Origin of the sequence: Nonomuraea sp. NPDC050022, from assembly GCF_044460705.1 — a bacterium.
Classification (GTDB): Bacteria; Actinomycetota; Actinomycetes; order Streptosporangiales; family Streptosporangiaceae; genus Nonomuraea.
The window spans coordinates 788,690-813,741 of record NZ_JBITKE010000003.1; the positions used below are offsets into that span (position 1 = coordinate 788,690).

Sequence of the window (25,052 nt, forward strand, 5' to 3'; positions counted from 1 at the left end):
TACGGAAGTGTGTCAACCTAGCCACCGGTAGCGATGTTCGGGGCGTCCGGCCATACCGTACCGGGGCCTGAGTTCGGCATGCCCGGCGACGCAGAGGTATTCGAGGTAACGGCGGGCGCTGACGCGGGACAGTCCCGCGAGCGAGGCGGCCTCGGCCGCCGACAGGTCGCGGCCGCAGGTCCGGAGCGTGTCGGCGACCAGCGCGCACGTCGCCGACGACAGGCCCTTGGGCAGCGGCGCCGCGACGGGCTGCGTGCCGAAGAGCCGGTCGACGTCGTCCTGGCGGGCCTCCGCGCCGATGGCGGTGAGCTGCTTGCGGGTGTCGACGTACTGCTGGAGCCGCTCGGTCAGCGCGGCGGCGGTGAACGGCTTGATCAAATAGTTGACCGCGCCGCCGCGCATCGCCTCCTTGACCGTGGACACGTCGCGGGCGGCGCTGATCATGAGGACGTCCACGTCCTGCAGCGCCTTGAGCACCTCAAGTCCCGACATGTCCGGTAGATAGATGTCGAGCAGGACGAGGTCGGGCCGGAGCTCGGCGGCCATGGCGAGCGCGGCGGCCCCCGTGTGCGCGGCGGCCACCACCCGGAAGCCGGGCACCCGCGCCACGTAGCCGCTGTGGATGCGCGCCACCATGAAGTCGTCATCCACGACCAGCACCCGGATCTCGCTCATCGCACCCGCTCGCGAACCGGGGCCGGCAGCAGGGCGGTGAACACCGCGCCGTCCGCGTTGCCCACCTTCACCCAGCCGCCCCTGCGCAGGCACGCCTGCCGGGTCAGCGCCAGGCCGAGCCCACGTGGCCCCGAATGGGCGGCCTTGGTGGTGAACCCCTCCCTGAAAACCTCTTCGACCAGATCCGCAGCGATACCGGGACCGGAGTCCCCGACCCGGACGTGCAGCCCGTCGGCGTCGGTCAGCACCGACACCTCTATCGTGCCCGTGGCCCCGTCGAGCGCGTCGATCGCGTTGGCCACCAGGTTGCCGACCACCAGGACCGCGTCCTGCGGATCGCCCAGCGCGCCCTGCTCCACGGCGGAGTCCTCGGACAGGACCAGCAGGACGCCGCGCTCGGCCGCCTCCGCCGACTTGGCCAGCAGCAGCGCGGCCAGCGTCGGGCACTGGACGCGCTCGCGCAGGTCGGTGATGTACGTGCCGCGGGTGGTGCTGGTGATGAAACCGATCGCGGCCTCGTGCTCGCCCAGTTCGAGCAGGCCGACGACGGTGTGCATGCGGTTGGCGAACTCGTGCGCCTGCGCCCTGAGCGCCCCGGTGGCACTGCTGGTGTCGTCCAGCTCGCGGGCCAGCCGGACCAGCTCGGTGCGATCCCTGAGGGTGACCACCCAGCCGCGGTGCTGGCCGCGTACGGAGACCGGTGTGCGGTTGAGTACCAGCACCCGCTCGCCGTGCAGCACGATCCGGTCCTCCCCCGGGTCGGCGCCGCCGAGCACGTCGCGCATCCGCTCGGAGACCGGCATCTGGGTGAGGTCCTCGCCCACCTCGCCGAGCAGTTCGCGGGCGGAGTCGTTGACGAGCGTCACCCGGCCCGCGAGGTCGAGCGCGAGCACGCCCTCCTTGACTCCGTGCAACACGCCCTCGCGCTGCTCCAGCAGCGCGGCGATCTCGCGCGGCTCCAGGCCGAACGTCTGGCGGCGCACCCGCGCGGTGATCAGCGCCGCGGCCGCGAGCCCGGCCAGCAGGACGGCCAGCGCGGTCCATATCAGCGGCGGCAGCGCGCCCGCCAGCTGGCCGGTGACCGTGGTCTGGAGCACGCCGACGGAGACCAGGCCGATGACGTCGCCGTACTCGTCGAAGATCGGCGCCTTGCCCCTGACCGTGGTGCCGATCGTGCCGGTTTCGGTGCCGACCCAGCTCTTGCCGGTGTTCAGCACCGTGGTGCCGTCGGTGGACAGCCGCTTGCCGATCAGCGCGGCGTTGGGGTGGGCGTACCGCGTCTGCTCGCGGTTGGCGATCACCACATAATCGGCGCCGGTCGACTGCTGCACGCTCAGCGCGAGCGGCTGCAGCACATTTTGCGGATCCTTGACATTGAACGCGGCCCGGACCTGAGGCAGGCCCGCCACGGATTGGGCGATCGCCAGCGCTCGCTGCTGGTGCAGCGAGTCCAGTTGCGCGCGCGTGTGCTCGGCCCACACGCCTCCGGTGCCTCCGACGGCTAGCAGCACGATGACCATTTGGAGCACGAACAGCTGGGTTCCGAGGGAGGCGTCACGTACCCGTCTCACCGCCCCATGGAAACATGCCGAGGTCACAGGGGGGTTGCAAGGGGGTGCGAGGGGGGTTGCCAGGCGGTGCGAGGGGGGTTGCGACCAATACGACCTATATGACGGCTATCGTGAAAAGGGTCGACTCCATCGGCAGCGGACTTCACCATCCAGTATTCCGTAACGTGAAATCCCCCCTTTGGAGTGATCATGCGTCTCCGCATACTCGCCGCCGTCGCGGCGCTCTCCGTCGCCGCGGTGTCCGGCTGCGGCGCCGGCTCTGGTTCTGAGGGCGGCGGCACGAGCGCGCTGCGCATCATGGCTCCCGCCTCACCGGGCGGCGGCTGGGACCAGACCTCCCGTACGGCCGAGCAGGCGCTCAAGTCCGTCGACCCGAAGCGCAAGGTCGAGGTGTTCAACGTGCCCGGCGCGGGCGGCACCATCGGCCTGGCCCAGCTGGCGGGCGAGAAGGGCAACGGCAACCTGCTGATGACCATGGGCCTGGTCATGGTGGGCGCCATCGAGCAGAACAAGTCCAAGGTCACCCTGGCCCAGACGACGCCGATCGCCAAGCTGACCGAGGAGTACGAGATCATCGTGGTCCCGGCGGCCTCCCCGTTCAAGTCGGTGGCCGACCTGGTCGCGGCCTGGAAGGCCGACCCGAAGAAGGTGTCCATCTCGGGCGGCTCGGCCGGCGGCACCGACCACATCGCGGCCGGGCTGATGGCCAAGGCCGCGGGCGTGGACCCGAAGCAGGTCAACTACATCGCCCACTCGGGCGGCGGCGAGGCCCTGAACGAGCTGCTCGGCAACAAGGTGAGCGCCGGCATCTCGGGCGTCAGTGAGTTCGCCGAGCACGTGAAGTCCGGCAAGCTGCGCGCGCTGGCCGTGACCTCGGCCCAGCGGCTGCCCGACCTCGACGCGCCCACGCTCAAGGAGGCCGGGCTGAACGTGGAGCTGACCAACTGGCGCGGCTTCGTGGCGCCCGGAGGGCTCGACGAGGCGGCCAAGAAGTCGCTGACCGACCAGGTGACCAAGATGCACGACTCGCAGGTGTGGAAGGACGCGGTGGCCAAGAACGGCTGGATCGACTCCTTCCAGACCGGTCAGCAGTTCGCCGACTACCTCAACGCCGAGCAGACCAAGGTCAAGGCCATCATCGCCGAGCTGGGTGTCGTCTCCTGATGTCCGCTGACAACACTGGCCAGAAGCAGCGCTGGCGGTGGCGGCCCGAGCTGGGGTTGGCCGTCATCGTGCTGGCGCTCGGCGTGTTCGTCGTGCTCGGGACGCTCGACGTGTCCGCCGCCGCCTCGCAGCTCGGCATCGGGCCGCGCTTCTTCCCGATGCTGGTGGGCTGCTCCATGATCGCCATCGGCCTGTTCTACGTGGCCGACGTGCTCAGGGGCGGCAGCGGCGACCCCGAGGAGAGCGAGGACGTCGACGTGGACGCCCCCGCCGACTGGCGCAGCGTCGGGCTGGTGAGCGGGATCTTCCTGGCGTTCACCGCGGTGCTGAACGTGCTCGGCTGGATCATCGCCGCGAGCCTGCTGTTCTTCGGGCTCTCGGTGGTGCTCGGCGCGGAGCACAAGCTGCGCGCGGCGGGCGTCGGGGTGGTCCTGGGGATCGCCACGTACCTGCTGTTCGTCAAGGGCCTGGGCGTGTCGTTGCCGGGCGGGCTGCTGCGGGGGGTGATCTAGGTGGATTCGTTCCAGCTGCTGCTCGACGGGTTCGCCGGGGCGCTGACGCCGATCAACCTCATGTACGCGCTCATCGGCGTCACCCTCGGCACCCTCGTCGGCGTACTGCCCGGCATCGGGCCCGCCATGACCGTGGCACTGCTCCTGCCCATCACCTTCACCGTGCCGCCGACCAGCGCGTTCATCATGTTCGCCGGGATCTACTACGGCGGCATGTACGGCGGCTCCACCACCTCCATCCTGCTCAACACCCCCGGTGAGTCGTCCTCGATGATCACCGCGCTGGAGGGCAACAAGATGGCCCGGCGCGGCCGGGCGGCACAGGCGCTGGCCACAGCGGCCATCGGCTCGTTCGTGGCGGGCACGATCGCGACCGCGCTGCTGGTCGTGGCGGCCCCCGCCGTGGTGAGCTTCGCCATCTCCTTCGGGCCCGAGGACTACTTCGCGCTGGCCATCCTGGCCTTCACCGCCGTGTCGTCTGTGCTGTCGCGTTCGGTTGTCCGCGGGCTGGCCTCTCTCGGATTCGGCCTGGTGATCGGCCTGATCGGCATCGACCAGCAGACCGGCCAGGCCCGGCTCACGCTCGGCCTGGACCAGCTGCTCGACGGCGTGGACGTGGTGGTCGTAGCCGTCGGACTGTTCGCGCTGGGCGAGGCGCTGTACGTGGCCTCACGGCTGCGCCACTCGCTGCCCGAAGTCGTACCGGTCGGGCGGGCCTGGATGGGACGTACCGACTGGCGCCGCTCGTGGCTGCCCTGGCTGCGCGGCACCGCGTTCGGCTTCCCGTTCGGCGCGCTGCCCGGCGGCGGCGCCGAGATCCCGACCTTCCTGTCGTACGCGGCAGAAAAGCGACTGGCGCGCGGCGTGGCCAAGGAGGAGTTCGGCAAGGGCGCCATCGAAGGCGTCGCCGGCCCCGAGGCCGCCAACAACGCCTCGGCCGCCGGGACCCTGGTGCCGCTGCTGACACTGGGCCTGCCCACGTCCGCGACGGCCGCGATCCTGCTGGCCGCCTTCCAGCAGTACGGCCTGCAGCCCGGGCCGCAGCTGTTCGACCACAACCCGGCCCTGGTGTGGGGCATGATCGCGTCGCTGTTCATCGGCAACACGATGCTCCTCGTGCTGAACCTGCCGCTGGCGCCGCTGTGGGCTCGGGTGCTGCGCATCCCCCGGCCGTACTTGTACGCGGGGATCGTGCTGTTCGCCGCGCTCGGCGTGTACGCGCTGAACGGCTCGGTGGTGGACCTGGTCGTGCTCTTCCTGCTGGGCCTGCTGGGGTACGCGATGCGGCGCTTCGGCCTGCCGGTCGCCCCGGCGGTGATCGGCCTGATCCTGGGACCGATGGCGGAGATCCAACTGCGCCGGGCATTGGCCATCGGCGCGGGCGACGTGACCACGCTGGTGCGCAGTCCCATCGCGGTGATCCTGCTGCTGCTCGCCCTGGCCGCGCTGACCGCACCGCTGTTCAGGAAGCTGATGGAACGGCACCACGTCGAACCGGCGACGCCCGCGTCCCGGGAGGAGGACTAGGCGGCGGTCCTGTGGGTTTTCCTCCGGGGCTCCACCGGTCTGTCCGAACCGGTGGAGCCCCGTTTATGTCGTACCGGCCGGGCATCATGGCAGGCATGGCCGTGAAGATACAGGTGTCGTTCGACTGCGCCGACCCCGACAAGCTGGCCCGGTTCTGGGCCGAGGCGCTGCACTACCGGCTGGAAGAGCCCCCGCAGGGCTTCGCCACCTGGCAGGACTACTGGCGCGCCCGAGGGCTGCCCGAGGAGGAGCTGACGGGCGACGGCGGCTACGACTCGGTCATCGATCCGGCCGGGGTGGGCCCACGGCTGTGGTTCCAGAAGGTCCCCGAGGGCAAGGTGGTCAAGAACCGCCTCCACCTGGACCTGTCTGTCACCTCCGGGGATCGGCCGGTGGAGGTCCGCCGGGCCCAGCTCGACGCGGAGGCCGAGCGGCTGGTCGGGCTGGGGGCGACGCTGTCGAAGGTGCTCGTGGTGGAGGGCCTGCCCGACTACTACGCGATCACCCTGCTCGACCCAGAGGGCAACGAGTTCTGCATCAGCTAGGACCGCAACACATGCGGTGGAATGCGGGCTCCGGCTGGTGGAGGGTGGCCCCGCGCCGTCCCTCCGGCCGCAGACATCGGGACTGCAAGCCAACGAGTCACGGGGCCACCAACCCGGCCCGCCACGACGGGGGCGACGCGGCGGGCCGGGCAGTTCATGTGCCGAACATGTTGTGTGCTCGGCAGTTGTGCACGAGAGCCGACTGCCAAGCCAGCGTTGCCGCGAGCGCAATCGCATCCGGCTGCCGGACGCACTGCACCACCCCCGCCGCCACCATTTCGACGGTGACCGCCTTGCGCAGCTCGGCTGTCCACCACATCTGGCCCGACACAGAGCGCCCGAAGTCGATCTCCCACCCGGGGTAGGTGCTGCACAGCACCGAAAGCTGACGGCCTCTCAAGTCCAGCAGGACCGCCGCCTGCGCCATTACCTCTCGGGCGCTCTCGCTGGTGGTGCGAAGGAGGGCGAGTAGCTCGTCGTCGGTCATTGCTCCTCCGACCAACCCGCCCTTATCGACTATCGGACTGCGGACTTCCGTCATGCACGCACCGTATGCGCGCCAACACCGAGCAGCGGTGCCGTCCGCACCCGTCGCCGCAGGGGTGCGCTCCGCACCCCTGATCTACAGGGGCAGTCCGAGCTCCTGGGCGAAGCCGCGGGCCCGACGCTCGATCAGCGGGCCACCCTGATCGACCGCGTCGGAGGCCATCAGCCGGCCGGTCGGGCTGAAGTGCACCGAGTCGTGGGAAATGGCGTACGCCTGTTGCAGCCAGTCGAGCATGGACGACCAGTCGCGCCGCTGGTGGTAGGTGCGGGCGATCTCGACGTGGAGCCGGGCCCGCCGCTCCCGAGAGGGGATGCTGTCAGGGTCGATCCGCTCGGCGCGGTCCTTCGCGCTGGCCGACTTGGTCAGGTCAGCGCCGATCGACACCGCGTGCAAGGCGACGTTCGAGCCGCCGAATTGGGTCCACGAATGGTGGTAGCCGGTGGGCAGACGGCGAGCGACGGCCTCGGCCTCGTCCCAGAACCGCCAGGCGTCGCCCTCCCTGCCCGCGCGGGCCGCCGTGGTGGCGGCGTGCAGTTGCATCGCACCGTACAGGGCGCGAAGTTCTTCGTCGCCGTCGTCGAGCCGGTCGCGAAGCAGACCGGCCGCGTCGAGGGCAAGCGTGAGGGCGGCGTCGGTGTCGCCTCCCGAGCGTTGCACGATGGCGTACGTCCAGGCGGCTCCGGCCAGCGCGGCGGGCTGGTCGGCCTCCTGGGCGGCGGCCATGGCCCGGTCGGCGACAACCCAGATCAGCTCTGGCTCGCTGGCCCACACGATGACGTGCTGTACGAGCGCCCACAGGTCAGCGAGCACGGCGTGAGCGTCGCGTCGTTCCTGGCCGCTCGTCTGGCGGGTGGAGGCGCGCACGTCGCGGATGAGGGAGGGCAGGACGCGGCCGACGTCGGTTCGGTGGGTGCGGGAGGTGTGCCAGAGCTGCCAGGCGTCGGCCGTGCGCTGGCGCAGCGCTGCGACCTGTTGCGGCTGCTCGGCGATCGTGAGCATGGGAGCCCGGATGGCCTCGCGGATGGCAGGCACCGCTTCGTGCGGTATCCGGGCGAACGCGCTGATTGGGATGGTGGTGTTCCCGCCGAGGTCCATGTCGCTTCCGGCAAGGACGGCGACGTCGCCCACGGCGAGCACTTCGGCGAGGCGGATGAGCACAGGCAGGCGGGGCGGCAGTCGTCGGCCGGACTCGATCCCTTTCAGCCACTCGGCGGAGTAGCCGACGAGCCCGGCCAGTACTGACCGGCTCATCCCTTTGCGTTCCCGGATCGTCTGGATCCGCTCGCCTGTGGGTTTCCCTTCGAGGTCGTCGAGCATCAGGGCTACTCTCGATTCGTTCCGTATCCACTGCCAGGCTACGCCTGAGGGCTGTGGCCAGGGCGGGGAACGTGCGCACCGCCGGTCGTGCAAACTCCTGCGGGGGTTGACGCTCCAACTCCTGCCCATCACGAAGGCGCGCTACTGGGGGATCAACACCCAAGGCACAGGGTCGGACGTGCTGCGCCTCACCTCGCCGAGCAGGGGCATGCGTCGGCTGACGATCCGGCACAGCGGCGAATCTAACTTCATCGTCTGGGCGCTCGACAACCGCGGTGACCAGCCGGTAGCTAGGACTCCGTTCTGGGTGTCCGGCCGTACCGTACCGGGGCCTGAGTTCGGCGTGCCCGGCGACGCACAGGTATTCGGGGTAACGACTCGATGGCCTCCGGGCCGCGGTGCACAGCAAGCGCGCGGCTGGGGCCAAGCAGGTGGAGCCCTTCCCGCCAGCCGCCGGCAAGGTGGCCAACATGGACTACTGGTGGGAAGACCAGATCCTGGCGTGGGCTCAACGAACCGGGCGCACAGCGGACTCGGCCAGGTAGTACGGCAACACCTCGCGTTTTCCACGTTTCTCGTTGTGCTTCGATCTTCGTGTGAACATGACGATGGGTATGCACGAGGTGGGTCCGCTCACATGTTCGACCCGGCAGTTAAACTTCTGGTAGCGTAACGGTCACTGTCAGTGAAGATCCGGAGTGGGTTGCGGGGTGATCCGGGTGTATCGGTGGAGTGATGGCGTGGATGTGCCGACCTCGTGGTGCGGTCGCCACCGTGGTCACCGTTGTGGTCGCCGGCTGGTGGGTTTGTTGGCTTGTTTGGCGCTTGGGGCGGGGCATGGCTGAGCGGTTGCGGCCGATTCGGGCATCGTTTGTGGCTGCGGGGCCGTGCGGGGTGGCTGTCCGTGACCGGCTCAAGGGTTTGACGGCGCGCGATGAGCAGGTGTTGCGCCGGGTGGGTGCGCATCTGGGTGTGCTGGCGTCGCGGGATCTGGCGGTGCGTTGTCGTGCGGGGCTGGAGCATTCCGCTCAGGCGTGGGCGGACCGCAAGCGGGAGCTGACGCCTGAGTCGTCGTCACGCTGGGCGGGGGCGATCACCAAGGCCTCCCATGATCAGTGGGCGCTGGCCCGCCGCTGCCAGGCGGCCCACATCCTCTCGCTCGAGGCGGGCATCACAGCGATCGCGCACCGGCTGGCTCAGCCGATCGGCGCCAAAGGCTCCAAGAAGGTGCCGGGCGGCTACCGCAGCAGGCAGGAGTGGCACGCCAAGAAGCGCCGCTTGCACGTGCTGAGCGACCGACTGGAGCGGGAACGGACCGACTACGAGGCCGGGCGGGTGCGAGTGGTTCGGGGTGGCACGCGGCTGGCCCGCGCCCGTCACCACCTAGCCGCCGCCCAGCTCAGCGAAGAACAGTGGCGGGAGCGGTGGCAGGCCGAGCGGTGGTTCCTGCAGGCCGATGGCGAGGCGGGCAAGCGCTACGGCAACGAAACCATCCGCCTCACCCCCGACGGCCAGGTAAGCATCAAGCTCCCGGCGCCGCTGGCTCATCTGGCCAACGCCGCCCACGGCCGCTACGTCCTGTCGGCGCGGGTGCGTTTCGCGCACCGCGGCCAGGAGTGGGCCGACCGCATCGACGCCGACCGGGCCGTCGCCTACCGCATCCACCTGGACATCCAGCCGGGCGTGGCCCGTAGCCGACGAGACAGCGGCCGCTGGTATCTGACCGCCTCCTGGCAGCATCAAACGACCGCGATCATCCCACTGCGGGCGGCGCTGGCCAGCGGGGTGATCGGAGTGGATACCAACGCCGATCACCTGGCCGCCTGGCGGCTGGACGTGCACGGCAATCCGATCGGCAACCCACGTCACTTCGGCTACGACCTGACCGGCACCGCCGGGCACCGCGACGCTCAGGTCCGGCACGCCCTGACCCGTCTGCTGCACTGGGCCCGGAAGTGCGGGTTGCGCGCCATCGCGGTGGAAGACCTCGACTTCGCCGCAGAGAAGACCCGCGAGAAACACGGCCGCAACAAGCGGTTCCGGCGGCTCATCTCCGGCAAGCCGACCGGCAAGCTGAAAGCCCGCCTCACCTCCATGGCCCAGGCGGCCGGTATCAGCGTCATCGCAGTGGATCCCGCCTACACCTCCCGGTGGGGAGCCCAGCACTGGCAGCACCCCCTGACCAACCCCAAGCGCCCAACCAGCCGCCACGACGCCGCCGCCGTGGCCATCGCACGACGCGCCCAGCAGCACCCGATCCGGCGACGGACGACACCGCCCCCGCACGACCAGAGCGATCGTATGGGGCATCGGACCGTCCAGGCCGAACCGTGTGCCGCCGGGCGTGAGGAAACCCGCCACCGCACACCGGACCACGCACACGATGCGCCGGGCCCGGATACGGCCAGAACGCGGGCAACCAGCGCGCCCAACACCGTTCGGGGCGCGCCAGTGCAACTCATGTTCACTGGTTAGGAACGGTCTCATGGCCGATCTCGCTCCAATCGGCTCGCCGACGCCAGACAACAGCGCGGGTGGTCTCAGGAGACCTTGGCCGCACTGCTACGCGGCAAAGGACTGGGCACCACCCGCAAGACCGTCACCGCAACAGAGACATGGGATCAGCAAGGCACGGTCAACGCACTCGACGACGTCGCGAAAGGGGCGCTCGTGGATCGCCGAGAGTTCCTCATCCTCACGGGGGCCGAACTACTGCTCCCCGTCTACGAATGGCGGATCAACCCCGAGCCCTGGATCGCCGCTCAGCAACGCGGTCGCCACGTCGGCGCCGCCCTCGTCGCCGAGCTTCAACAGCTCATCGCCGCCCGTCGGCGGATGGACGATGAGCACGGCGGGGCGGTGCTGCTCGACGCGCTGCACGCCGACTTCCGGTTCGTCACCGAGCTGCTGAAGAACGGCACCTACTCGGCGGACGTCGGCCGTGGCCTGTACGGCACGACCGCGGAGATAGCCCGCCTCGCCGGGTGGGCCGCGTTCGACTCGGGCCAGCATGCCGCCGCCCAGGCGTACTACCTCGCCGCGCTCCGCTCCGCGTCTGCGATCGGTGACCGGGCACTCGGCGTGAACATCGTCGGATTCATGGGCATCCAGGCGTACGCGACCGGACGCCTCACCGACGCGACCAAGCTCATGGACACCGCCGCGGCGGAGGCGGCCCGGATTCCGGAGGTCGTGCAGGCGATGACCTGGGCCCGGGTCGGCCGGGCGTACGCGAAGATCGACGACCCGGTGACCGCGCGGGCCGCGCTCACCCGGGCCGATGCCTTGCTCAACCGCGCGGTGCCGGGGGACTCCCCACCGTGGGCGTACTGGCTGGACGAGGCGCGTATCACGGCGCAGCTCGGCAGCGCGCTGTACGACCTGGGGGACTACGCGGGCAGCGAGCGCGAGCTGGTCGCCGCGGCCACCTCATGCGGGGATCGCTACCCGCGCGACCGGGCGACATGGCTCGGCCGGGTGGCCACGGCCCAACTTCGACGCGGGCGGATGGATGAAGGGTGCGCAACCGCGCGGACCGTGGTCGACCTGCTCGCGGACCAGGCGGACACCGACCGTGGCATGGGGCTGCTCCGGACGTTCCGCGCGGAGCTGGCCGCACGCGGACCCTCGACAACCGCCCGGGAGTTCGGCGACTACGCCGCCCGTCGTCTCGCTCCCGCTTCGTAGCTTTGGCCCCGGCCGGGCGGTCGCCCTAGGCCCCCGTGGCGAGGGCGGCGACCGCCTGGATGGTGCGGTGCTGCTCCTCGGGGGTGCCGAACGGAGCGGCGAGGTACTCCGTGACACCCGCGTCCGCCAGCCTGCCGATCCCCTCGGCCACGGTCGCCTCGTCGCCCACGATGACCACGTCCTGCGGTCCGGCCACGCCCTCGCGGTCGAGCATGGCGCGATATTCCGGCACCTGACCCGCCAGCGCGAACTGCTCCGCGACGCGCCCGCGCACCCCGGCCTCGTCGTCCGTCACGCACACCACCAGCCCGGCGATCACCCGAGGTGCGGGGCGTCCGGCGGACTCGGCCGCCTTCGTGACAGACGGCACGATGTGCCCGGCCAGCGTGCGCGGGCCGGTCATCCACGTCACCACGCCATCGGCGAGCTCTCCCGCCAGGGACAGCATGGCCGGACCCATCGCCGCCAGCAGCACCTGAGGCGGCTGCGCGCCGGGCACGGCGGCCGTGCCCGAGGCGGTGAGCAGTTCGCCGTGGTGCGCCACGGTTTCGCCCCGCAGGAGGGGTCTCAGCACGGACAGGTATTCGCGCATCCGCCGTACGGGCTTGTCGGCGGGCAGGCCGTACATCGACTCGACCATCATCGCGATCCCCGCGCCGATCCCGAGCGTGAGGCGGTTGCCCGTGGCGGCCTGAACGCTGAGCGCCTGACCGGCCAGCACAAGCGGATGGCGTTGCGGCACCGGGACGACGGCCGTACCGAGCGGGATGCCCGGCACCCGCCCGCCCACGGCGGTCAGCGCGGTGAGCGCGTCCCAGCCGAGCGCCTGGCTTGCCCAGGCGGTGCTGTAACCGAGCTCGGCGGCGGTCCTGACCTGCTCGGTCAGGTCCTCCAGCGTCGCGGGACCGCGTACGTCGCCGACGGCGATTCCGATCTTCACGTGGTCAACTCCCTTTAGCGGAGAAGTTCTCCGGTTCGATATGCTTCGATACGATAGGGAGAACCTCTCCACTTAGCAACCAGGAGCCGTCTGATGATGCGGGCCGACGCGCTGCGCAACCGCGAGCGGATCGTACGAGTGGCCAGGGCCGTCTTCACCGAACACGGCCCCGAGGCCTCGCTCAACCAGGTGGCGCAACAGGCCGAGGTCGGGCCGGGCACCCTCTACCGGCACTTCCCGACGCTGCAGGACCTGCTGGTGGCAGTGATCAGAGACGACGTGGCGGCACTTTGCGCACGGGGACAAGCCCTGCTCTCCGAGGCGTCTGCGCTTCCCGAGACATCGACACCGTCCGGGGCCTCAGCGCAGTCCAGGGCCTCGGCGGACAGGGCGTTGAGGGCGTGGCTGCGGGCGGTGGCCGTACACGCGACGGCCATGCGCGGACTGGTGGCGACGCAGCTGGCCTCCTGGCCCGCCGACGGTGCGCTGGCGGCCTGCCACGAGGAGATCACCGCCACCGGCGCCGCGCTGCTCGACCACGCCCACCGCGCCGGCTCCGCACCCGAGGGGTTGGACATCACGGACCTCCTCCGGCTGGCCAACGCGATCGGCTGGGCCAGCGAGCAGTCCCCCGACGACGAAGACCTCATCGACCGCCTGCTCGCCCTGGTGACGACCACCTCAGCCCCCGCCACAGGGAGGAGCCCCACGGCAGAGAGAAGCCCCGCCACCTCACTCGGTGACGGGGCATGAGTCGATCAATCGATCGCCCTACTCGGAGACGCCCAGCTTCTCCAGGATCAGCTCGCGGGCCCGAGCGGCGTCGGCCTTGCCGCGGCTGGCCTTCATCACGCCGCCCACCAGCGCACCTGCCGCGGCGATCTTCCCGGAGCGGACCTTCTCGGCCGCGTCGGCGTTGCCCGCGATGACCTGGTCGACGATCGCCGACAGCTCACCCTCGTCGTTGACGATCTTCAGCCCGCGCCGCTCGACCACCTCGTCGGGCGTACCTTCTCCGGCCAGCACGCCTTCGAGCACCTCGCGCGCCAGCTTGTCGTTGAGCGACCCCGAGGCCACCAGCTCGGTGACGCGGGCGATCTGCGCGGGCGTGATGGGCAGGTCCGCCAGGGCCACAGCGGACTCGTTGGCGCGCCGCGCCAGCTCGCCCATCCACCACTTGCGGGCGTCGGCGGCCGGCGCGCCCGCCGCGACCGTGGCCTCGACCAGGTCGAACGCGTCAGCGTTGTGCATGGCCTGCATGTCGAGGTCGGAGACCCCCCACTCGGCCTGCAGCCGCTTGCGCCGGACCGACGGCAGCTCGGGCAGCGCGTCCTTGAGCGTGGCCACCCATGCCGGGTCGGGCGCGATCGGCACCAGGTCGGGCTCGGGGAAGTAGCGGTAGTCCTGCGCCTCCTCCTTGGACCTGCCGGGCGTGGTGACGCCGGTGTCCTCGTGGAAGTGCCTGGTCTCCTGGTGGATCCGGCCGCCCTCGGCGAGGATCGCCGCCTGCCGCTCGATCTCGCTCCGCACGGAACGCTCGACGCTGCGCAGCGAGTTGACGTTCTTGGTCTCGGTACGGGTGCCCCATTCGGACGAGCCGCGGGGCATGAGCGAGACGTTGACGTCGCAGCGCATCGAGCCCTCCTCCATGCGCACGTCGGAGACGCCCAGGGAGCGCATGATCTCGCGGAGCTCGGTCGCGTACGCCTTGGCCACCTCGGGCGCCAGGCTGTCCGTGCCCTCGATCGGCTTGGTGACGATCTCCACCAGCGGGATGCCGGCGCGGTTGTAGTCGACGATCGAGTAGTCGGCGCCCTGGATGCGGCCGGTCGCCCCGCCCACGTGGGTGGACTTGCCGGTGTCCTCCTCCAGGTGCACCCGCTCGATCTCGACACGCACGGTCTGCCCGTCGACCTCGACGTCGAGGTAGCCGTCGAAGCAGAGCGGCTCGTCGTACTGGGAGATCTGGTAGTTCTTCGGCATGTCCGGATAGAAGTAGTTCTTCCGGGCGAACCTGCACCACTCGGCGATCGAGCAGTTCAGCGCCAGGCCGATGCGGATCGTCGACTCGATCGCGACGGCGTTGGCCGTCGGCAGCGAACCGGGAAACGCCAGACAGGTCGGGCAGACCTGGGTGTTGGGCGGGGCACCGAAGGTCGTCTTGCACCCGCAGAACATCTTCGACGCGGTGCCGAGCTCGACGTGCGTCTCCAGCCCGAGCACCGGCTCGAACCGGGCGAGGGCTTCGTCGTACGGCATGTGCGTACCGACAGTCATGATGAAGTCCTTAGTTCAGATCGTCGCATTTCACGCTATCAATCAGGCGCTCAGAGGAATCCACGGCTCCCCAGCGCCTCAGTGGTCGCATCCACCCATTCGCGATAAGCCGGAAGCCTGGCCAGCACGGCCAGATCGACCTGATCACCGGCGAAGGCGAAGTACTCGTTCACCTCGCGGTAGGCGATGCCGGTCAACATGGCCTTCAGTACGGCCTTGGGGTCGGCCACTTTCTCGGCGTCTTTCGGTTTGCGGGGCGCCAGGCTCGTGTCGGCGCCTGGCACGCGGTCCCAGACCGCCGCGTCGGCGAGCAGCCAGGACTCTGTCTCCTTCACGGGCACGAGCGGGATGAGCGGCCGAGTGACCCCCTTGCCCGCGAGGTAGGTCGTCAGGCGGTCAGCCTTGCCCCGCTCACGGTGGTCACTGTGCAGGAAGATCAAATGGCAATCGTCCGCCAGTTCCTCGACAGCCTGTCCGATCCGGCTGTCGTCCTTTGTCATCCGGCAGGCCGCGTACTGGACACTCTGCACGTCCACGGGACGAGGAGAGAGATCCGTCAACGCACGCAACTGCCGTGAGATGACCGCGCCGAGGAAGTGCTCGTCCGTCTCTCCCTCCGCGACCAGCCCTGGTACGAGGGGACGACTCATGAGACCTGCCCCACTGTGCTCAGGTAGGAGCGGACCTGACGCGGGGAAACGAAGGTGCCCGGCTCGCCCTCCGCACGGACCGGCTTGGCCACGGTCACCCGGGATCGCGGGTGACCGCCTCCGGTACGCCAGGCCGAGTCGAGGAAGACGAGTGATTCCGGAGCCGTCCGATACAGGCTCGATACCGCCACGGGCGAGTGGCTCGTGAGGATCACCTGCCGCCAGGAGTCCCAGTCCCCGCTGACACCGACACGCTGCACGATCCTCTGCAACAGCTCCCCGAGCCTGCTCGGGTGGAGGCCGTTTTCGATCTCCTCCACCATCAGCAGACCTGACGAGGTCCTGTCATAGAGTGCCGCGAGCAGTGCGAGCACTCTGAGCGTGCCGTCTGACGCCAGCCTGCCCGGCGTCGGCTCGTGGTCCACGAGAATGTCAAAGGACCACTCTTCCTGCCGCTCGTCGAGCACAGGACGGACACCGGTCACATCGGGCACGAGCGCCGCCAGGTCGATCATCAGGTCGTCGAGCTCGCCGGTATCGGACATCCGGCCCAGCACTGCGGCCAGATTTCCCCCATTCTCCGCCAGCGGCCTGCGGTCGAGCGCCGTAACCGGCTTCCGGATGGCCGCTGGATCAGGCAGATGGAAGTGCCACGAGCTTGCTTCTCGCGGCCAGCTCTTGTCCAGAGTCCGCTCAGGCACAGCTGCCAGAGACCAGTCGGCAGAATCCCTGCTCGCCGTGACAGTGGCACAGGTCTTTTCTCGTCCGCCCGACGGCCGCATGTCCGCTTCCACGCCAATCGTGAACCTGGAGACGGAATCGGCCCCCACTGGCCGGTGAAACAGCTCCTGCGGCTTGCCCCGGCGCGCTTCCAGCAGCGGGTCGTTCGACGCGCTCAGTCCTGGCCCACGTGCCAGAAGTGCCGCGCGAGCGAAGCCCAACGCGTCCAGCAGGTTGGACTTACCACTCGAATTCGGACCGACCAGAGCCAGGAACGGCGGCACGGCGAGCTCGAAGTCCAGGAAGGACTTGAACCCGTCGATCTCAATGCGCGTGAGCACGCCGCCGTCCCCTCTCCCTACAAAATCAAAATTCCCTACAGAGCCGGCGCCTTGGACAGCAGGCTGCCGCCCCAGCGGCTTTCCAGGGCCTGCTCGACCGCGGCACCGACCCGGTAGCAGCGGTCGTCGCCCAGCACCGGGGCCATGATCTGCAGGCCGACCGGCAGCGCGTCCTCGTCAGCCAGGCCGCACGGGACCGAGATGGCCGCGTTGCCCGACAGGTTGGACGGGATGGTGCACAGGTCGGCGAGGTACATGGCCATCGGGTCGTCGGCGCGCTCGCCGATCGGGAACGCCGTCGTCGGCGTCGTCGGCGACACCAGCACGTCCACCTGGTGGTAGGCGGCCTCGAACTCGCGCGAGATGACCGTGCGGACCTTCTGCGCCTGGCCGTAGTAGGCGTCGTAGTAGCCGCTCGACAGCGCGTAGGTGCCGAGCATGATGCGCCGCTTGACCTCAGGCCCGAAGCCGGCGGCCCTGGTCAGCGCCATGACCTCCTCGGCGCTGCGGGTGCCGTCGTCGCCGACGCGCAGGCCGTAGCGCATGGCGTCGAAGCGCGCCAGGTTGGAGGAGCACTCCGACGGCGCGATCAGGTAGTAGGCGGGCAGCGCGGTCGAGAACGACGGGCAGGAGACCTCGACGACCTTGGCGCCGAGCGATTCGAGCAGCTCGACGGCCTCGTGGAAGCGGGCCAGCACGCCGGGCTGGTAGCCGTCGCCGCCGAACTCCTTGACCACGCCGATGCGCATGCCGGAGATGTCGGCCTGCCGGGCGGCCTCGACCACGGACGGCACGGGCGCGTCGATCGAGGTGGAGTCCATCGGGTCGTGCCCGGAGAACGCCTCGTGCAGCAGCGCCGCGTCGAGCACGTTGCGGGCGAACGGGCCCGGCGTGTCCAGCGAGCTGGCGAACGCGATCAGGCCGTAACGCGACGAACCGCCGTAGGTGGGCTTCATGCCCACGATGCCGGTCACGGACGCGGGCTGCCGGATCGAGCCGCCGGTGTCGGTGCCGGTGGACAGCGGCGCCTCGTACGCGGCGACGGCGGCGCTGGAACCACCGGACGACCCGCCGGGGATCCTGGACAGGTCCCACGGGTTGCGCGTGGGGCCGTAGGCGGAGTTCTCCGTGGAGGAGCCCATCGCGAACTCGTCGAGGTTCGTCTTGCCGAGGATGACCAGCCCGGCCGCGCGCAGGCGGCTCGTGACGGTCGCGTCGTACGGCGGGCGCCAGCCTTCGAGGATCTTGGACGCGGCCGTCGTCGGCATGTCGGAGGTGGCGAAGATGTCCTTGTGCGCGATCGGCACCCCGGCCAGCGGGCCGAGCCGCTCACCGGCGCCCAGCCGGGCGTCGACGGCCCTGGCCTGCTCGACGGTGGTCTCGCGATCGACGTGCAGGAACGCGTTGATCTTGGGCTCGACCTCGGCCATGCGGTCGAGATGCGCCTCGGCCACCTCGACGGCCGTGACCTCGCCACCGGCGATCAGCGCGCCCAGCTCGGCGGCGGTCTTGTGGATCAGGCTCATGCCTCCTCCCCAAGGATGCGCGGCACCCGGAAGCGGTCGTCCTCGACGGCCGGCGCGCCGGACAGCGCTTGCTCGGGCGTCAGGGACTGTCGCACCTCGTCGGCGCGGAAGACATTGGTCAGCGGAAGCGCGTGCGACGAAGGCGGAACGTCCTCGGCGGCGACCTCTGCCACTTTCGCGACCGACTCGATGATGGCATCGAGCTGCGTGGCGTAGTGGTCGAGTTCGTCGTCGGTGAGGGCCAGCCTGGACAACCGGGCCAGGTGTGCGACCTCGTCGCGGGTTATGGCGGACATGAGTCGTGTAACCCGTTTCGTGGATGGAGTTGGGACACTGTCATCCTAGGGGCCTTGACGGAGCGGGGCAGAACCATTAACTCTCGCCACAGGCGGCACCGCGTACCTGGCCATTCAGCGTCCTGGGGAAGCGCCGCGTCACGCGGTCTGGGTGACCCCGGAGCGGTAGCCGTACTCGATCTCCGGCTGGGTCTCGATGTGTTCGCGCAGCCAGACCGTGGCCTCGGCGGGCGGCATGGGCTTGTGGAACAGCCAGCCCTGACCCATGTCGCAGCCCATCTCGGTGAGCCGGATGGCCACATCGTCGGATTCGACGCCCTCGGCGACCGAGCTCAGGCCGAGCGAGCGGACCAGGTCGACGATGGAGCGCACGATGCGGTAGTCGTCGTCGGACTCGGCGATGCGCTGTACGAACGACGCGTCGATCTTGACCTCCGACACCGCCAGGCGCTGCAGCCTGATCAGCGAGGAGTAGCCGGTGCCGAAGTCGTCCAGGGACAGTGGCACGCCGAGCACGGCCAGCGCCTTGATCGTCTCGTGCGTGTAGGCCTGGTCGCCCATCAGGATGCGCTCGGTGACCTCCAGCTGGATCGCCGACGGCGGCAGCCGGAGCTTGGCCAGCCCCGCCTCCAACTGCTCGGGCAGGGCCGAGTCGAGCAGGTCGCGGGCGGAGATGTTGACCGAGACCTGCACCCGCAGGCCGCTGTGCCACCAGCGGGCGGCCTGCTCCAGGGCCGCCTCGATGACGTATTCGGTGAGCTGGCGCATGAGGTAGGACTGCTCGGCCAGCGGGATGAACTCCGACGGCGGGATCTGGCCGTGCACCGGGTGATGCCAGCGCAGCAGGGCTTCCATGCCGTGTACGGCGCCGGTGGCCATGCCGACCTTGGGCTGGTAGTGCAGCCTGAGCTCGCGGTTGTCCACGGCCCGCCGCAGGTCGCCGAGGAGGTTGAGCCGTTCGGGCGAGTTGCGGTCCTTGTCGGGCTGGTAGAGCTCGACGCCGGTGCGTCCCTCTTTGGCGAGGTACATGGCCACGTCGGCGCGCTGGAGCAGCAGCTCGAAGTCGGGCGCGTGGTCGGGGTAGAGCGCGATGCCGACCGAGCCGTCCAGGTCGAACGACATGCCCTCCAGGCGTACCGGCTCGGTGAGCGCCGCGCGCAGCCGGGCGGCGACCTCGCGGGCCGCGTGGGCGTCCCTGATGGAGGGCAGCAGTACGGCGAACTCGTCACCGCCCAGCCGGGCCACGACGTCGCCGGGGCGTACGGAATGGGTGAGGCGGTGGGCGACCATCTGCAGCAGGCGGTCACCGACCGGGTGGCCCATCGTGTCGTTGACCTCTTTGAACCGGTCGAGGTCGAGCAGGAACAGGCCGACCCGCTCGTGCTGGCGGGCCTCGGCGAGCGCCTCCTCGGTGCTCACGATCAGCATCTTGCGGTTGGGCAGGGCGGTCAGCTCGTCGTGCATGGCCTGATGATCGCGGCGCATCGACAGGGTGGCGGTGAAGTAGACCGCCGCCAGGGGCGCCACGAACAGCGGTACGAGGGTGGGTGAATGGGTCATCACGACGACGACCAGGGGCGCCAGGCCGAGCAGCGCGACGTAGACGAGGCTCTGCGGGCCGAGGCTGGCCTTCAGCACGCGGGTGATCGACCGGCGTTCGTGCAGCGCGACCGCGCCACTCACCAGCGCGGCCCTGACCGCGAAGTAGGCGATGCCGGCCAGCGAGATCGCCAGCAGGTCGGCACCTGTGGGCACCCACGGCGCGGCCGGGCTCGGCACGATGCCGAACAGGCCGAGCACCACGGCGGCGGAGGTCAGCGCGAGCGTCGACTGGGCGATGTTGAACATCACCCGATGCCACGCCTTGCGGGTGACGACGCCGTTCATCACCACGGCCACCGCCTGCATCAGCACCGCCACGGGCAGGCCGAAGTGCAGGAGCACGGCGAAGGTGAACATGGTGGAGGGGTACGTGCCGCCGACGGCGGTCGCCGAGGACACCATGACGGGCCTGAGCTCGCCCAGCACCACGAGCGCGGTCAGCACCCAGAACAAGGGCGTACGGGCGAGCTCCGCCAGGCCGGTCGGGTCGAGTCTGAGCATGGCCACGGCCAGCGCGGTGAAGCCGATCACGGTGATGCCAACGAGGAACGCCCACAGAGGCGTCCCGGCGCGTGGCCCTGTGTCGCGGGTGTCGGTTGGGTCAGCCATCAGTAACAGAACCCCCATTAGGTCACTATGGGAGGGTACGACCTTTACCCCACTTCGCGAAACCAACCGCGTACGTTCCGTCACTTATCCTTCGGACATATACCCAGAAATCACTCTTAGTATACTCGCCATCAACAGCGCGTATATGATCTACGGCTGGGGGGTGACGGCCACTACGGCTGGGGGGTAGCGGCCACTACGGCTGGGGGGTGACGGCCACCCGCGAAGCCGCCTCCGGCCCTTCGGCGAGAAGCACCCCGAAGCCCGCACCGTCGAGGATCGGCACGCCCAGGCTGACCGCCTTGTCGTACTTGGACCCGGCGTTGTCGCCCGCCACCAGGAACGAGGTCTTCTTCGACACCGAGCTCGCGACCTTGCCGCCCCGATCGCTGAGCGCCTCGGCGGCGGAGTCGCGGGTGAAGCCCGGCAGCGTGCCCGTCACCACGAAGGTCAGGCCCTCGAGAGTCTGCGGCCCTTTCTCGGGAGCGGGCTCGTCCTCCATGCGGACGCCCGCGGCCCGCCATCGGCTGATGATCTCGCGATGCCAGTCGACCTCGAACCAGGCGCGGATCGTGGCGGCCACCCGCGGCCCGATGCCCTTGACGGCCGCCAGCTCCTCCTCCGAGGCCGCCATGACGGCGTCGATCGAGCGCAGGGCGACGGCCAGGTCGCGGGCAGTGGGCGGCCCGACATGGCGGATCGACAGCGCGACCAGGACATTGGCCAGCGGCGCCTGCTTGGCCCGGGCCAGCTCCTCGATGAGCTTGTGGGCGTTCTGGCTGGGCTCGCCGTTGATGTTGGAGAAGAACGAGACGACCTTCTGCTCGCCCGTCTTCGGATCGATCTTGGGCAGGCCGCTGTCCTTGTCGCGGACCACGGACTTGATCGGGATCAGCTGTTCGAGCGTCAGGTCGAACAGGTCGGCCTCCGTGCGTACGACCGGTTCCTGCGGCGGCAGCGGCTGGCTGAGCGCGGTCGCCGCGACGTAGCCGAGCCCGTCGATGTCGAACGCGCTGCGCCTGGCCGCGAAGAACAACCGCTCGCGGATCTGCGCGGGGCAGCCACGGGCGTTGGGGCAGCGCAGGTCGGCGTCGCCCTCCTGCTCGTAGGCCAGCTCCGTGCCGCACTCGGGGCAGTGGGTCGGCATGACGAACGGGCGCTCGGACCCGTCACGCAGGTCGGTGACCGGGCTGAGGATCTCGGGGATGACGTCGCCCGCCTTGCGCAGCACGACGGTGTCGCCGATGAGCACGCCCTTGGCGGCCACCACCGCGGCGTTGTGCAGCGTGGCGCGCTCGACGGTGGAACCGGCGACGCTGATCGGCTCCATCACACCGAACGGCGTGACGCGGCCGGTGCGGCCGACGCCCACCTGGATGTCGAGCAGCTTGGTGTTGACCTCTTCTGGCGGGTATTTGAAGGCGATCGCCCAGCGCGGCGCCCGCGAGGTGGAGCCGAGCTCGCGCTGGGTGCGGAAGTCGTCGACCTTGACCACCACGCCGTCGATCTCGTAGGGCGGGTCGTGGCGGTGCACGCGGTAGTGCTCGATGAAGGCGTCGACCTCGGCGGGGCCGCCGACCACCTGGTAGAGGTCACTGACCGGCAGACCGAACTCGCGCAGCCGCTCGTAGACCTCGGACTGCGCCTTGGGCTCGGCCGCGCCCTCCCAGACGCCGACACCGTGCACGATCATGCGCATCGGGCGCTGGGCGGTGATCCGCGGATCCTTCTGGCGCAGCGAGCCGGCCGAGGCGTTGCGCGGGTTGGCGAAGGGGGCGATCCCCTGCGCGACCAGCTGCTCATTGAGCCGCCCGAACTCCGCGACCGGCATGTAGACCTCGCCCCGGACCTCGATCAGGCTGGGGACGTCGGCTCCCTTGAGCCGGTGGGGCACGCCCTCGATGGTGCGGACGTTGGGCGTCACATCGTCGCCCGTCCTGCCATCGCCCCTGGTCGCGCCGCGCTCCAATCGCCCGTCACGGTAGACCAGCGCGATGGCCAACCCGTCGATCTTGAGCTCGCAGAGGTACGGGCCGGGCTCGCCCTCGGCCAGCCGCTCGGCCCGCGCCTGCCAGGCGGCCATCCCGGCCGGGTCGAAGGCGTTGTCGAGGCTCTCCATCGGCGCCAGGTGGTCGACCTTGGCGAAGTCGCCGGCCACCGGCGCGCCGACCTTCTGCGTCGGCGAGTCCGGCGTCTGAAGACCCGGATGCGCCGCCTCCAGCGCGAGCAGTTCGTTGAACCACTCGTCGAACTGAGCGTCGCTGACCGTGGGCCGGTCGAGCACGTAATAGCGATAGCGGGCTTCCTCCACCAGCTCGCTCACCTCGGCGTGCCGCTCACGCGCGGCCACGGGCACGCCATCGACGCTTGGCTCGCTCACCAGGGTCTCCTTCCGTTCAACACCCTAGGCAAACGCTATCGCCGAGCACCGACACACAACGCCAAGAGGCGGAGGTCAGCCGCCCTGGGACCAGACGCCGTCCCATCCCGAGCACTTGCCGGTGACCTTCACGGCGGTGCCGCGGCAGACCCGGCCCTCGATCGAGAGCATGTAACCGGTCGGGAAGGAGAACTGCAGCGGCTTGGTCCCCGAGCAATTGCGGAACGTCTTGGCGCCCCTGCCGCCGTCGTCCTTGACCCACCGGAACTTCAGCCACGAGCACCCGCTCCGCCCGGGGAAGTCGTAGAGCTTGCCGTTCACCACGAACCCCGGCCGGTCGAGGACGACCTTGCCCTTGGCCTTGCCCGCCTTGTCGGAGGAGTAGATGGAGCCCCAGTTCCAGATCTCCGGGTTGGCGGCGGCCGCGGCCGGAGCGGCGATCGACGCGGACGCGATCAGGAGCGTGACGCCGACCGCCACAGTGCGAAAAATCATGAAAGCGAGGTTACTCACCCGGCTTGCAGCCCGCTTGCCGGATCGTCGCGCAGCACCTGGGCGCCCTTGCGGCAGGCGGCCAGGGCGGCCCGCGCGTAGCGAGGGGAGGCCCCGGCGAGCCCGCAGGCCGGGGTCAGTACGACCTGCCCGGCCAGCTTGTCGGGCGGGAACCCGAGCCGCCGCCACAGATCCACCGCCGGCCTGGCGACGACGCCGGTGTCGGGCAACCGGGTGTCGGTCCCCGGCACCACCCCGAGGAACAGCAGCAGCCCCGCCTCCAGCGCCTCCCCCACGGCGTCGTCGTCCCTGCGGCTGAGCAGGGAGGCGTCCACCGAGACACCGCGGACGCCGGCCGTACGGAGGAGGCGGAGCGGCACCGACGGCGCGCAGCAGTGCACGATCGGATCGCCGAACAGGCGCAGCGACTCCGCCACCCGAAAGCCCTCCACAGCGGCCAGCCGCCCGAAGCCCGAGGCGGTCGGTACGGTGCCCGCGAGCACGCCGGGCAGGCCGGGCTCGTCGAGTTGCAGAACGATCTCGGTGACCCCGGGCAGCCGCCGCCGCACCTCCGCGACGTGCTCGGCGACGCCCTGGGCGAGCGAGGCGGTCAGGTCGCGTACGGCTCCGGCGTCGGAGAGCATCTTGTCGCCGTACTTGAGCTCGATGGCGCCCGCCAGCGTCCACGGCCCGCAGACCTGCAGCTTGAGCGGCCCCGCGTAGTCGTGCCCGACCTCCTCCAGGCCGTCGAGATCGCGTCTGAGGTGGTCGACCGCCCGCTGGTGATCGCGCCCGGGCCGGTCGGACAGCCGCCAGCCGCTTGGCTGCACCTCCACCGGCAGGTCCACGAGCAGCGCCGCCGTCCGCCCCACCAGGTCGGCGCCCACGCCACGGCCCGGCAACTCGGGCAGGTACGGCAGGCCGGGCAACTCACCGAACACCACTCGGAGGGCCTCGAAATGATCCTCACCCGGATGCGACCCAACCCCGGTGGCTTCGAACATCGACATGGGCCAAGCGTAGGCTCTCGACTATGAAGCTGACCAAATACGGCCACGCGTGCGTACGGCTGGAGAAGGATGGCAACGTCCTCGTCGTCGACCCTGGCGCCTTCACCGAGGGCCCCGTCCTCGACGGCGCCGGCGCTGTGCTCATCACCCACGAGCACATGGACCACGTCGACATCGAGCGGCTCAAGGCCGCCTCTTCCGACCTGGAGATCTGGACCTGCGAGGCGGTCGCCGCCCAGTTGACGGAGGTTCCGGGGAAGGTGCAGGTCGTACGGCATGGCGACGACTTCACCGCGGCGGGGTTCGAGGTGAAGGTGTTCGGCGAGTGGCATGCGAAGAACCACCCCGACGTGCCGATCGCACAGAATGTCGGCTTCATGCTCGACGACGAGATCTTCTACCCCGGTGACGCGCTGACCGTGCCGGGCGTCGACGTACCCACGCTCCTGGTGCCGACGAACGCCCCTTGGCTGAAGCTCCTGGAGATGGTCGACTACTTGCGGACGATCCGTCCGGCCAGGGCGTTCTCCACGCATGACGGGCTGCTCAACGATATCGGTCTCAGCCTGATCGACAACTACCTGAAGCTGGAGTCCGACAAGCAGCACGCCGACATGCGGCGGCTCAAGGTCGGCGAGTCGGTCGACCTGCCCTGAGATCAGCT

General features: G+C 69.9%; 22 protein-coding genes. 8 read left to right on the forward strand and 14 right to left on the reverse strand.

What is annotated here, in order from left to right; all coding sequences use genetic code 11:
- Positions 1–12: 12 nt before the first annotated feature.
- Positions 13–675, reverse strand: a complete 663-nt coding sequence (locus ACIBO2_RS15110) for a response regulator (protein ID WP_358539383.1) — start codon at positions 673–675, stop codon at positions 13–15.
- Positions 672–2,246 (reverse strand): sensor histidine kinase, encoded by a 1,575-nt coding sequence (locus ACIBO2_RS15115; RefSeq protein WP_358539380.1) that lies wholly within the window; start codon positions 2,244–2,246, stop codon positions 672–674. Before ACIBO2_RS15115 ends, ACIBO2_RS15110 begins: the two co-directional genes overlap by 4 nt.
- Positions 2,247–2,435: 189 nt before the next feature.
- Here ACIBO2_RS15115 and ACIBO2_RS15120 point away from each other — a divergent pair, with 189 nt between their 5' ends.
- The 4 genes from ACIBO2_RS15120 (at position 2,436) to ACIBO2_RS15135 (ending at position 5,994) form a co-directional block, all read left to right on the forward strand.
- A complete protein-coding gene (locus tag ACIBO2_RS15120) occupies positions 2,436–3,410 on the forward strand; it encodes a tripartite tricarboxylate transporter substrate binding protein (protein ID WP_358539377.1) in 975 nt (324 codons plus the stop codon).
- On the forward strand, positions 3,410–3,922 hold the full coding sequence (locus ACIBO2_RS15125) for a tripartite tricarboxylate transporter TctB family protein (RefSeq protein ID WP_357950184.1): 513 nt from the start codon (positions 3,410–3,412) through the stop codon (positions 3,920–3,922). The genes ACIBO2_RS15120 and ACIBO2_RS15125 overlap by 1 nt, the downstream gene beginning before the upstream one ends.
- Positions 3,923–5,449, forward strand: a complete 1,527-nt coding sequence (locus ACIBO2_RS15130; protein WP_358539374.1) for a tripartite tricarboxylate transporter permease — start codon at positions 3,923–3,925, stop codon at positions 5,447–5,449. It abuts the gene before it with no gap.
- A 95-nt stretch (positions 5,450–5,544) separates the two neighbouring features.
- Complete coding sequence (locus ACIBO2_RS15135; RefSeq protein WP_358539370.1) at positions 5,545–5,994, forward strand: VOC family protein; 450 nt, start codon at positions 5,545–5,547, stop codon at positions 5,992–5,994.
- A 154-nt stretch (positions 5,995–6,148) separates the two neighbouring features.
- Here ACIBO2_RS15135 and ACIBO2_RS15140 read toward each other — a convergent pair whose 3' ends face one another.
- The gene (locus ACIBO2_RS15140) at positions 6,149–6,481 is read right to left on the reverse strand and encodes a hypothetical protein (protein WP_358539366.1); all 333 of its coding nucleotides are present in this window, start codon (positions 6,479–6,481) and stop codon (positions 6,149–6,151) included.
- A gap of 135 nt (positions 6,482–6,616) precedes the next feature.
- The gene (locus tag ACIBO2_RS15145; protein WP_358539363.1) at positions 6,617–7,858 is read right to left on the reverse strand and encodes a helix-turn-helix transcriptional regulator; all 1,242 of its coding nucleotides are present in this window, start codon (positions 7,856–7,858) and stop codon (positions 6,617–6,619) included.
- Positions 7,859–8,752: 894 nt separating this feature from the next.
- Between ACIBO2_RS15145 and ACIBO2_RS15150 the strand changes: the two genes are divergently transcribed.
- Together ACIBO2_RS15150 and ACIBO2_RS15155 are read left to right on the forward strand one after the other, a co-directional pair.
- Positions 8,753–10,333: an IS200/IS605 family accessory protein TnpB-related protein gene (locus tag ACIBO2_RS15150; RefSeq protein ID WP_397297398.1), complete on the forward strand. Its 1,581-nt coding sequence runs from the start codon at positions 8,753–8,755 to the stop codon at positions 10,331–10,333.
- A 75-nt stretch (positions 10,334–10,408) separates the two neighbouring features.
- Positions 10,409–11,545, forward strand: a complete 1,137-nt coding sequence (locus ACIBO2_RS15155) for a hypothetical protein (protein WP_358539356.1) — start codon at positions 10,409–10,411, stop codon at positions 11,543–11,545.
- 25 nt (positions 11,546–11,570) lie between these two features.
- Here the strand turns inward: ACIBO2_RS15155 and ACIBO2_RS15160 are convergent, their stop codons facing one another.
- Positions 11,571–12,485 (reverse strand): TIGR03564 family F420-dependent LLM class oxidoreductase, encoded by a 915-nt coding sequence (locus ACIBO2_RS15160; protein ID WP_397297400.1) that lies wholly within the window; start codon positions 12,483–12,485, stop codon positions 11,571–11,573.
- Positions 12,486–12,578: 93 nt separating this feature from the next.
- Between ACIBO2_RS15160 and ACIBO2_RS15165 the strand changes: the two genes are divergently transcribed.
- Positions 12,579–13,238: a TetR/AcrR family transcriptional regulator gene (locus ACIBO2_RS15165; RefSeq protein ID WP_397297402.1), complete on the forward strand. Its 660-nt coding sequence runs from the start codon at positions 12,579–12,581 to the stop codon at positions 13,236–13,238.
- An 18-nt stretch (positions 13,239–13,256) separates the two neighbouring features.
- Here the strand turns inward: ACIBO2_RS15165 and gatB are convergent, their stop codons facing one another.
- The 9 genes from gatB to ACIBO2_RS15210 all read right to left on the reverse strand — a co-directional run bounded on the left by gatB (position 13,257) and on the right by ACIBO2_RS15210 (position 24,388).
- Positions 13,257–14,762 (reverse strand): Asp-tRNA(Asn)/Glu-tRNA(Gln) amidotransferase subunit GatB, encoded by a 1,506-nt coding sequence (gene gatB, locus ACIBO2_RS15170; protein ID WP_358539349.1) that lies wholly within the window; start codon positions 14,760–14,762, stop codon positions 13,257–13,259.
- A 50-nt stretch (positions 14,763–14,812) separates the two neighbouring features.
- Complete coding sequence (locus ACIBO2_RS15175) at positions 14,813–15,412, reverse strand: DUF4276 family protein (RefSeq protein WP_397297405.1); 600 nt, start codon at positions 15,410–15,412, stop codon at positions 14,813–14,815.
- Positions 15,409–16,416 carry an ATP-binding protein gene (locus ACIBO2_RS15180; protein WP_358539344.1) on the reverse strand — a complete coding sequence of 336 codons (1,008 nt, stop codon included), beginning with the start codon at positions 16,414–16,416 and terminating at the stop codon, positions 15,409–15,411. Before ACIBO2_RS15180 ends, ACIBO2_RS15175 begins: the two co-directional genes overlap by 4 nt.
- Positions 16,417–16,508: 92 nt before the next feature.
- The gene (gene gatA, locus ACIBO2_RS15185; protein ID WP_397297407.1) at positions 16,509–17,999 is read right to left on the reverse strand and encodes an Asp-tRNA(Asn)/Glu-tRNA(Gln) amidotransferase subunit GatA; all 1,491 of its coding nucleotides are present in this window, start codon (positions 17,997–17,999) and stop codon (positions 16,509–16,511) included.
- Positions 17,996–18,295, reverse strand: a complete 300-nt coding sequence (gene gatC / locus ACIBO2_RS15190; RefSeq protein WP_101787882.1) for an Asp-tRNA(Asn)/Glu-tRNA(Gln) amidotransferase subunit GatC — start codon at positions 18,293–18,295, stop codon at positions 17,996–17,998. The genes gatA and gatC overlap by 4 nt, the downstream gene beginning before the upstream one ends.
- Before the next feature lie 138 nt (positions 18,296–18,433).
- A complete protein-coding gene (locus ACIBO2_RS15195) occupies positions 18,434–20,506 on the reverse strand; it encodes a putative bifunctional diguanylate cyclase/phosphodiesterase (protein ID WP_397297409.1) in 2,073 nt (690 codons plus the stop codon).
- A gap of 196 nt (positions 20,507–20,702) precedes the next feature.
- Positions 20,703–22,886 (reverse strand): NAD-dependent DNA ligase LigA, encoded by a 2,184-nt coding sequence (gene ligA / locus ACIBO2_RS15200; protein WP_358539337.1) that lies wholly within the window; start codon positions 22,884–22,886, stop codon positions 20,703–20,705.
- Positions 22,887–22,961: 75 nt separating this feature from the next.
- The gene (locus ACIBO2_RS15205; protein ID WP_358539335.1) at positions 22,962–23,381 is read right to left on the reverse strand and encodes a hypothetical protein; all 420 of its coding nucleotides are present in this window, start codon (positions 23,379–23,381) and stop codon (positions 22,962–22,964) included.
- A 14-nt stretch (positions 23,382–23,395) separates the two neighbouring features.
- The gene (locus ACIBO2_RS15210; RefSeq protein ID WP_358539332.1) at positions 23,396–24,388 is read right to left on the reverse strand and encodes a methionine synthase; all 993 of its coding nucleotides are present in this window, start codon (positions 24,386–24,388) and stop codon (positions 23,396–23,398) included.
- A gap of 23 nt (positions 24,389–24,411) precedes the next feature.
- On the opposite strand from ACIBO2_RS15210, the gene ACIBO2_RS15215 reads away from it, so the two are divergent.
- Complete coding sequence (locus ACIBO2_RS15215) at positions 24,412–25,044, forward strand: MBL fold metallo-hydrolase (RefSeq protein WP_358539330.1); 633 nt, start codon at positions 24,412–24,414, stop codon at positions 25,042–25,044.
- The last annotated feature ends 8 nt before the right edge of the window (positions 25,045–25,052 follow it).